General features: G+C 64.1%; 2 protein-coding genes. One reads left to right on the forward strand and one right to left on the reverse strand.

Features of this window, described 5'->3' with window-relative positions; all coding sequences use genetic code 11:
* The first annotated feature begins 223 nt into the window (after positions 1–223).
* On the forward strand, positions 224–520 hold the full coding sequence (locus ACQR1B_RS36165; protein WP_434837665.1) for a hypothetical protein: 297 nt from the start codon (positions 224–226) through the stop codon (positions 518–520).
* An 89-nt stretch (positions 521–609) separates the two neighbouring features.
* Here ACQR1B_RS36165 and ACQR1B_RS36170 read toward each other — a convergent pair whose 3' ends face one another.
* The gene (locus tag ACQR1B_RS36170; RefSeq protein WP_434837666.1) at positions 610–1,356 is read right to left on the reverse strand and encodes an SDR family NAD(P)-dependent oxidoreductase; all 747 of its coding nucleotides are present in this window, start codon (positions 1,354–1,356) and stop codon (positions 610–612) included.
* Positions 1,357–1,442 lie beyond the last annotated feature (86 nt).

Raw genomic sequence — 1,442 nt, forward strand, 5'->3', positions numbered from 1 at the left:
CTGACTCTCCGAGGGTTCGAGTGTGGAAACCCAAACCTATCGGAAGGGCTCGCTCACCGCTCCCCCATGGAATCTACAGGCTACAGGCGACTTTTTTGGCCACGCGACGTGTGATCTTACGCACGGTCGGCGTCGCTGATCCCGCTCATCCTGTCCATGTTCGCTGGACGAGTGCGGACAATGACGTCTTCACGCCAGTGGACCTCAACCACAGGAGAGTGAAATGAAGTCCATCCTGATTGCCGCGCTGGCACTGGTGGTCACGTCCGGCGCGAGCTTCGCGGGCACGCCGCTGATCGATGCGCGGCAGAACGCCCAGTCGCACCGCATCTATAATGGAATCGTGTCGGGCCGGCTGACCTACCCGGAGACGCAGCAGCTCGTCCGCGGCCAGATCCATGTGCAGAAGCTGGAGAACCAGGCCAAGGCCGACGGCGTCGTGACGCCGTTCGAGCGCGCCCGCATCAACGTCGCGCAGTCCGTGCAGGGCGCGCGCATCTTCTGGAAGAAGCACAACTGAGTGCGTCGTTCGTAGGGTGGGCAAGCGCCGCCGACAGGCGGCGCGTGCCCACCATCGATCGGCGAGCGCGTCAGCAAGACGGTGGGCCGTCAATACGTCGCTCGGCCGCCGGAGATGTCGAACACGGCGCCGGTCGAGAACGAGCACTCTTCCGAGGCGAGCCAGGACACCAGGGCGGCGAGCTCTTCCACCAGCACGAAGCGGCCCTTCGGGATCTTCGACAGCATGAAGTTGATATGCGCTTCGGTCATCTGGTCGAAGATCGCGGTCTTCGCCGCGGCCGGCGTCACCGCGTTGACGGTGATGTTGTGCTGCGCCAGCTCCTTGCCGAGCGATTTGGTCAGCGCGATCAGCCCCGCCTTGGACGCCGAGTAGTGCGCGGCGTTCGGGTTGCCTTCCTTGCCGGCGATGGAAGCGATGTTGACGATCCGGCCATAGGCCTGCTTCAGCATGACAGGCACGATCGCCTTCGCGCAGATGAAGGGGCCATCGAGATTGATGCGCAGCACCTTGCGCCATTCCTCGAGATCGGTTTCCCACACGGTCTTGTTGATGCCGGCGATGCCGGCATTGTTGACCAGGATGTCGATGGTGCCGAATGCGGCCAGCGTGGCGTCACGCGCGCCTTCGACAGCCTTGGTGTCGGTGACGTCGACCTGCAGCGCCAGCACCTCAGGACCGATCTCCTGCGCCGTCTTCTCCGCAAGTGCGATGTCGTGATCCCAGATCGCGACCTTGGCGCCCGAGGCCTTGAAGCGCTCGGCGATGGCCCGGCCAAATCCTTGCGCGCCGCCGGTGACGACGGCGCAGCGGTGGGCGAGGTCGATGTGGTTCATGGTGAAACTCCCGGTTTCGCTCCTCTCCATGAGCACGCTGCTCATGGTCAACGTGCAGCTCCGATGTCGGAGCCGGACCCTCATGG

This window comes from Bradyrhizobium oligotrophicum, from assembly GCF_051168495.1.
GTDB classification, from domain to species: Bacteria; Pseudomonadota; Alphaproteobacteria; order Rhizobiales; family Xanthobacteraceae; genus Bradyrhizobium; species Bradyrhizobium oligotrophicum_A.